Origin of the sequence: Pseudomonas gingeri, from assembly GCF_013386165.1 — a bacterium.
Lineage (GTDB): Bacteria > Pseudomonadota > Gammaproteobacteria > Pseudomonadales > Pseudomonadaceae > Aquipseudomonas > Aquipseudomonas gingeri_C.
This window is the reverse complement of record NZ_JACAOS010000014.1, coordinates 22,573-30,719: the sequence shown is the minus strand read 5'-3', so window position 1 is coordinate 30,719 and position 8,147 is coordinate 22,573. Positions and strand designations below refer to the sequence as shown.

Genomic DNA, 8,147 nt, shown 5'->3' with positions numbered 1-8,147 from the left:
GTTGGCACCCCCATCGTGATCACCGTGGACGAGGCCACCATCCTCGCCGCCGGCGATACGGCCACCAGCGGCCTGGCCGTGGCGTTCATCCTCTATGACGTGGTGGATAACGCGTCCTATGATTGGAGTACCGAAGTCCGGGTCGTGGTCGACACCGGAAGCTCTCGCCTCCCGGCACCGCTTATCGCAGAAGCGGTGAACCTGGTGCTGGATATGGATCAGTTAGGGGAGGCTGAGCTGACCTTCCAGGTCTTTACATTCGACGGTAGCTTCGAGATCGGCGACCAGATCGAAATGCGCTTGTCCGGCCTCACCGAAAGCGGTGAACGGGTGGATAAAACGTATCCCATTGAGGTGATTACCAACGCATCGGGCATCACCCAATTCACACGCCCCAGTACCGAGGTCCGCGCGCTGGCCGGGGGGATTCATGCGACTTTTTTCTATCGCCTGATCAAGGCCGACGGCAGCGAAGACCAGTTCTCCAAGACCTTTTCCCCAAAGGTAATTGGCCGCAGTACGATCCTTGCCGCCCCCATCGCCTACGACGAAATTGCCGGCACCCTCGACCCGGACTTGCCGAACACCCGGGTCGATATTCCCTGGGACGACGGCATGGCGCAGGGCAACGTCATCATGCTGGTCTGGGAGGGCACGACGGCGAACGGGATCCCCTACGCACCCGATTTGCCCTTGCATCCGATCACCGACAATGAGGTGGGGAAAACCATTCCGATCAGCGTCGACGGCGAGCACCTGAAGGCCATCGAAGACGGCACGCTCGAGCTGTATTACTGGTTGCTGGACAATGAGATCAACCGGGCCTCCGTCGGCCACCAATCCCTGTACGCCGGCCCCTTCCACATCGGGCCGTTCGTGGCCGAATTGCCCGCGCCGGTGGTCCAATACGAGAGCGGGGGCGTGCTGGATCCGGACGACGTGCCACCGACGGGCACGCTCCTGACCGTGCTCCAGTACACCGGGCAAATCGAGAAGGACGTGGTGCATATCCTCTGGTGGGGCTCGATCACCGGGCGCTACCGAGACCAGATCACCCTCAACTCGGTTACGGATAAAATCGATGTGCCGTTCACGATCCCCAAGGCGCTGGTCGAGGGCAACCGCGGGGGCACTGTGCAGGCCCTGTACTGGGTCAAGCGGGCCAATGGGCGGACCAGCCCGTCCGCCATTTTGCTGATGAGCATTGGCGCCGCCATGGATTTGCTGGCCCCCAGCGTCAAGCAGGCCACGGGGACGGCACCCGACCAGCAACTGAACCCGGTGGCGGTCACCACGGAGCTGACCGTGGTGATTCCGGATTACAACATCCTGCCTGGCGATCAGGTCAGCGTGACCTGGACCGGCACTGCCGGAGCGGGCTCCTACACCACCCAGGTGCAAGCACTGCCCAGTAGCCGGGAGATCACCCTGCCCGTCTCGGTGATCGCCTATAACCTGGGCAAGCCGGTAACGGTGAGATACACGGTGACCCGCAACGGCGATGAATCCGATCCGTCAGCGTCGCTCTATCTGATGGTGCAGCACCTCGCCGAGAATGATCTGCCGAAACCGAAGCTCCTGGAAGCCGCCAACAACGGCGATGGCAGCGAACTGGACCTGAACACCCTCAGCGCCGATGCCACCTGCCGGATGACCATCTGGCCGCATATTGCCATACGCCAGGACCTCTGGTTGCGCCTCAAGGGGACGAAGGCCGATGGCACCGTCCCTTATGACCTGAATATCTGGACCCCGCCGCCCAAAGGCCCAACTGTCGGTCAGCTCTGGCTCGACCAAGGCTACTATGACACCACCATCGCCTACAGTTATCTGAAAGACCTGAAGGACGGCAGCACGCTGACGATAGAGTTCAAGGTGGACTTGAGCCAGACCGTCGACGAGGCCAATGCAACCAGCTTTCCGCTGCGCACCTATACCATCAGGGCAATTGCCCTGGATGCGCCGACCCTCATCGATATCCGTGACACCAAAGGCTCTGTCGTCGACAAGATCACCGCCGATACCAGCGTGACCGTCACCGGCACCGGCAGCAGCGGAGAAGAAATTCAGCTTATGGACGGCACCAGCCCCATTGGCAGCCCATTCAGGGTTCCCGACGGCACCACGAACTGGAGCACCACTCTTACGGGGCTGACCGTCAGGGCCTACAGCATCAAAGCCCGGGCGCTCTATGGCACAGGGATACCCGATTCGCAGGCAAAAGCCTTTATCGTCACCACCGCCAGCATCCCGACCCTGGACAGCGTCAAGGACGAGAAAGGTGCCGAAATCAACGAAGGCGATTTCACCACCTCCCTCCTCATCGACGTGGACGGAACAGCCAGTAGGGACCAGGAGGTGGAAATCTACGATGGCAACGGGGCCAGCGCCGAGCTGAAGGGAACCACCAAAGCCGATCCCGTCACCGGGCGCTGGTCACTGCCCGATATTGCCGTAACGCCAAAAGCCCACCGCTTCTACGCCAAGGCGCTCTACAACACCGGCGGCACTGTGTATTCGAATGTGCGGACCTTTACCGTCACCAATGTCGTTAACCCGACTCTTACCGACATCAGTGATTCCAAAGGCACTGTCGTTGGCGGGATCACCGTCGAGAACAGCGTCACCGTCACCGGCACCGGCAGCAGCGGGCAACAGATCCAACTGATGGACGGCGCCAACAACATTGGCCCCGTCATCACCATCCTCCCACCCGGCACTACCTGGAACGCCACCCTTACGGGGTTGAATACCCAGGCCTACAGCCTCAAGGCCAGGGCCCTCTATGGCACTGCTGTACCCGACTCAGACGCAAAAGCCTTCACCGTCACCGATGTTGTCAACCCGACGCTTACCGACATCAGTGATTCCAAAGGCACTGTCGTTGGCGGGATCACCGTCGAGAACAGCGTCACCGTCACCGGCACCGGCAGCAAGGGGCAAGAGATCCAGCTGATGGACGGTTCCAACAACATTGGCAGCCCGTTCAGGGTACCTGACAACAGCACGACCTGGAGCACACCGCTCAACAATCTGACCACCAAGGCTTACAACATCAAGGCCAAAGCACTGTACGGCAATGGCCTACCCGAGTCGGAGACCAAAACTTTCAACGTGCTTGTCTCTGCACCACCGACCATCACCGCGGTCAACGAAAGCACCAACCCGGCAATCCCCAACGGCGGTGTCACCGCCGCCACCTCGGTGGTCCTGACGGGCAGCGCCACTCCTGGGCTCAGTATCGACCTCTTCGACAACCTCACCTCCCTCAAGGGCACCTTCGTCGCCACCGCTGGCACCTGGACCACCACCCCGCCCATCGCCGTGGCAGACGGTTCTCACAGCTTCACCGCCAAAGCCAAATATGGCAGCGAACCGGTATCAGGGGCCTGGACATTTACCGTCATTACCCTGACCGATCAGAACAAACCTTATATCCAGCAAGCCGAAAACAATGGCGCCGGCGCAACGCTTGACCTGGGCACCTTCGCAGGAGATGCCACCGTCAAGGTCAGTCCATGGCCCGGTATCAAGGCAGGGCAAAGAGTCTGGCTACGCTGCCTGGGTAAAAAGGCCAATAACACTGATCACATCATCACCCTGTACACGGCATCGGCAGTGGTTCCGGCGGAAGAGAGAGACGGACTGTCAAAAAACATCCCCCGCGCGCAGTTGGAAGAGCTGGGCAACAACACCTCGTTGACGGTGGAACTCAAGATCAAATTCAACGGCTCCAGCTCAGACGATGCCGCCACTGTCTTTCCGCTGCGCACCTATACCGTCAGGGCAGTTGCTCTGGCTGCGCCGACCCTTACCGATATCACTGACGCCAAAGGCTCTGTCGTTGGCAAGATAACCGTCGCAACCAGCGTCACCGTCAACGGCACCGGCAGCACTGGGGGGCAGATCCAGCTTATGGACGGCTCCAACAACATTGGCCCCGTCATCAATATTCCCACCCCCGGCACCACTTGGAACTCCCCCCTTACAGGGCTGAATCCAAAGGCCTACAGCATCAAGGCCAGGCCCCTCTATGGCACAGCTGTACCCGACTCGGACGCAAAAGCTTTCACCGTGACAGCACTTATTACACCGACCCTCGACAGCGTCAAAGACCCCAACGTTGAAATCCCGGAGGGGACCACCACCATCAGCACCACACTGAAACTATCGGGCCTGGCCAGCAAAGACCAGAAAGTCGAGATTTACGAGGGAAGTGGAAGCGGCGCAGAACTCAAGGGAGAGGCAACCGCAGATGCCACGACAGGCATCTGGACACTGACGATCACGGTCGACCCAGGTGATCGCCGCCTGTATGCCAAGTCGCTCTATCACAGCTCTACCATCTACTCGAACGTACGCACGCTGAAGGTAGGAGCCCCTCTGGTGATCGATACTCGCGCCGTGGGCCTCTATGGATTCTTCGTCACCATCGGTTTGCCGCGAACCTCTGCCATACCACCAAACACGACAATCACTCGCCAGCCCACCTCGGGGACGCCACCCTACAGTTATCGCTCGACAAAACCCGGGGTCGCCCAGGTTGATGCGAACGGGAATGTGGTCGGTGGGCGAAACGGCCGGACCACCATCGAGGTCAGCGACAGCAGTGGGCAGACGGCTTCGTATGATGTCGTGCGGACTCAGGCCTGGAAAATCGTCACTACCCCTTCTGTCCAAGGGTCTAGTGTCAATTCCTGGGCAAACGCCCAGGGGGCCGCTGGCTCATTCAACATGGAGCCCTATCCGGATGGCGGGACCATGGAGGCCCTGCGAACCTACTATATCCTCGACGTGGGCTGGAACTATCGGATGTGGACCGGGCGCTACCGTTTCGTCAACGAGGTTGTGTGGGCGAATCCCTACTTGGGGACAGACGGTCTATTGCGTATGGAAGACTGGTTAGGTGCGTATTGCCGGATTCCGGACGATGAACCATAAACGGTGATGGATCGATTCAGGTCAGGCGGGGCAACTAGTGGATATTGTTTCGCCTGTGCCGGCCTCTTCGCGACAGTCCGACGCCCCGGTAAATCCGGCTCCCGCAATATCCCGGTCGAGCCTGAAGTTTGTGTACGACAGAAGACTGTAGGAGCCGGCTTGCTGGCGATGGGGCCCTTGAGACTGGCGGCACCTATCCGAACGCCATCGCGAACAGGGTAGCGTTGAACAGCTTGCCCAGAATGCGATCATGTCGCTCTATAATTTCGTCGGTGGCGCGCACGATCAAAGTGGCGTAGCGACACTACGGATGCAGACGCTTACTCAGTAGGAGAGTCATAGGCATTAATACCCGCAACAAGATGATCCGACCAACGGCCCCGCTTTTCCCCTCCGACCTGTCAGTTCTGACAGTAGGCAACCCTCGTTTTCAGGCATTCAATAAGGACCAGTCCACCGATTCCCGACTGGAGTCCTGCCATGTCCCGCCAGAAGCCCCGCTCAGGTAATACCCCCCTCGTTCTTCCAGAGATTGAGATTCCGAACGGTGGGCCGACGCACTTCCCAATCACGCCCGACACCACGGGGATCAATATCGGCGCCGCACGGCTGACCTACCCCCACGACGGCCTGAAGCTGCGCATCGAACCTTGGCCGAACATGAACAGGGGCGATAGCTACAAGATAAAGCTGGACGCCATTCCTTCGGTGGTGGGCAGCATCGACACCGATGAGCAGGTGGGCAAGTTCGTGGAGCGCTTTATCGGAGCAGACTACTTGCCCGATGGCTCCTATAACCTCTCTTATGACGTGACCCGCGTCGGCAATCCTGTGCCGGAGGCTTCGCTGCTCACGCCAATCTTCGTCAAGGTCGAGAACGCCCCGCCTGGAGGCCAGGACCTGGACGCCGGGACTCCTGGCCATTCCGAATTGCACCTGAGCATTCCACCTGAGTTTCTCCCGCCGGGAGGCGTGGTGGACAAGGACGCGGCCGCCGCCGGCGTCCCGGTCACCATCGAGCCCTATCCCATTATGGTCGAAGGCGACCGGATCAAGCTGTCCTGGGGCGGTGAGTTTGTCTGGCGTACCGTGGAGGGCTTCGAGGTTGGCACCCCCATCGTGATCACCGTGGAGGAGGACATCATCCTCGCCGCCGGCGATACGGACACCAGCGGCCTGGCCGTGGCGTTCATCCTCTATGACGTGGTGGACAACGAGTCCCGTGGTTGGAGTGCTGAGGTCCGGGTCGTGGTCGACACCGGAAGCTCACGCCTCCCCGCGCCGTTTATCGCGGAAATGGTCAACCTGGTGCTGGATATGGATCAACTGGGGGACGCTGACCTGACCTTCCAGGTCGTTCCGACCAGTGACTTTGCGCTGAACGACCAGATCGAAATGCACTTGTCGGGCACCACCGCGAGCGGTGAACGGGTGGAGCACACCTATGAGCCGGAGGAGATTACCAACCCGTCGGGCATCACCCAATTCAAACGCCCCAGTGCCGAGGTCCGACCGCTGGCCGGGGGCGTTCATGCAGCTTTTTACTATCACCTGATCAAGGCCGACGGCAGCGCTGATCTGCTCTCCAAAAGCCGTTCGCCGCGGGTGATTGGCCGCAGCACGCTCCTCGCCGCCCCCATCGCCTACGATGAAATTGCCGGCACCCTCGACCCGGACTTGCCGAACACCCGGGTCGATATTCCCTGGGACGACGGCATGGTGGCGGGCAATGTCATCATGCTGGTCTGGGAGGGGACGACGGCGAACGGAAACCCTTACGTGCCCGATTTGCCCTTGCACCCGATCACCGCCAATGAGCAGGGAAAAACCATCGAGATCAGCGTCGACGGCGAGCACCTGAAATCGATCGAGGGTGGCACGCTCGAACTGTATTACTGGTTGCTGAGCGATGAGATCAGCCGAGCGGCCATCAGACACGAATCCCTGCACGCCGGCCCCTTGAATATCGGGCCGCTCGTGGCCGAATTGCCCGCGCCGGAGGTCGAAGGTGAGAGCGGTGGCGTACTGGATCCGGACGACGTGCCCTTCACGGGCACGCGCCTGACCGTACGCCAGTACAGCGGGCAAATCGAGAAGGACGTGGTGCACATCCTCTGGTGGGGCTCGATCACCGGGCGCTACCGAGACCAGATCACCCTCAATTCGGTCACGGATAAAATCGATGTGCCGTTCACGATTCGCAAGGCGCTGGTCGAGGACAACCTCGATGGCACCGTGCAGGCCATGTACTGGGTCAAGCGGGCCAATGGGCATGTCAGCCCGTCCGACATTTTGCTGATGAGCATTGGCGCCGCCATGGATCTACCGGCCCCGAGCATCACCTCGGTCCACGACTCGGAAGGCGAGGTCGTGGATAACGGCACCACCTACGACACCACCGTCACGCTCAGCGGCACCGCTGCACCCAATCAACGGGTCGAGATCTTTGACGTCGACACTTCCAAAGGTAGTACATCAACCAATGGGGGTGACTGGGAGCTTCAGGTTGCCGGCCTGGCCCTTGGATCCCACAGTTTCACGGCCAAAGGTCTTTATGGAAGTCAGCCCGTGTCGCCCGCGCGAATCCTGCGCGTGGCCGAACGGACCATCGAGGATTTCGAGTCCGTACCTCTCCAGCTAATTGTCGCAGGAAAAATCATTACCACCCCGCTGATACGCCTTAGCTATACCGACGCAGGCGACAACTATGGTTATGTGCCGGAAATCGTAAATGCGCCCGTGAACTATCCGCACGTGAGGGGCCATGTCCTACACACCGCTAGAACAGCCACGTTGGAATATTATCGAACGTTCCAAATAGCATTGACGCGACCTTGTTCATCTCTGCGTTTTTGGCACGTAGGCGTCAACGTCCACCCAGCATTCGGGGACACTACTGCAGTCTTTCGAAATTCAAATGGAGCTGTTTTGGGCAGCTTGATACTGAAATCCTCCTCACAGGGCATGGAACAATCGGAAGCATTTTCAGCGCCAGATATTGCGCTGATTGAGATGAGCACAAAAGACCTCTATTCTATTGATTATATTGAGCTTTTCTATTGAAACAGGTGAGTGCGAGGGCACGAGACCCAGCCCGTGATCAACGGGACAAAGGTCACTGATTGATTTAGAACACAAAGGGGAGCGAGGCTCCCCCTTCACTATTTCCGTCAATTTGAATGCAGCCGCCTGCCGTTTTTCTTCGC

Annotated in this window: 2 protein-coding genes; both read left to right on the top strand. The window is 59.5% G+C overall.

All coding sequences use genetic code 11. The annotated features are described in order from the left end of the window. Positions 1-15 precede the first annotated feature (15 nt). A complete protein-coding gene (locus tag HX866_RS12570) occupies positions 16-4,941 on the top strand; it encodes a hypothetical protein (protein WP_218179690.1) in 4,926 nt (1,641 codons plus the stop codon). Between the two features lie 480 nt (positions 4,942-5,421). Further along, entirely contained in the window at positions 5,422-8,004 is a 2,583-nt protein-coding gene (locus HX866_RS12565) for an Ig-like domain repeat protein (protein WP_177139844.1), read from the top strand. Positions 8,005-8,147: the final 143 nt, after the last annotated feature.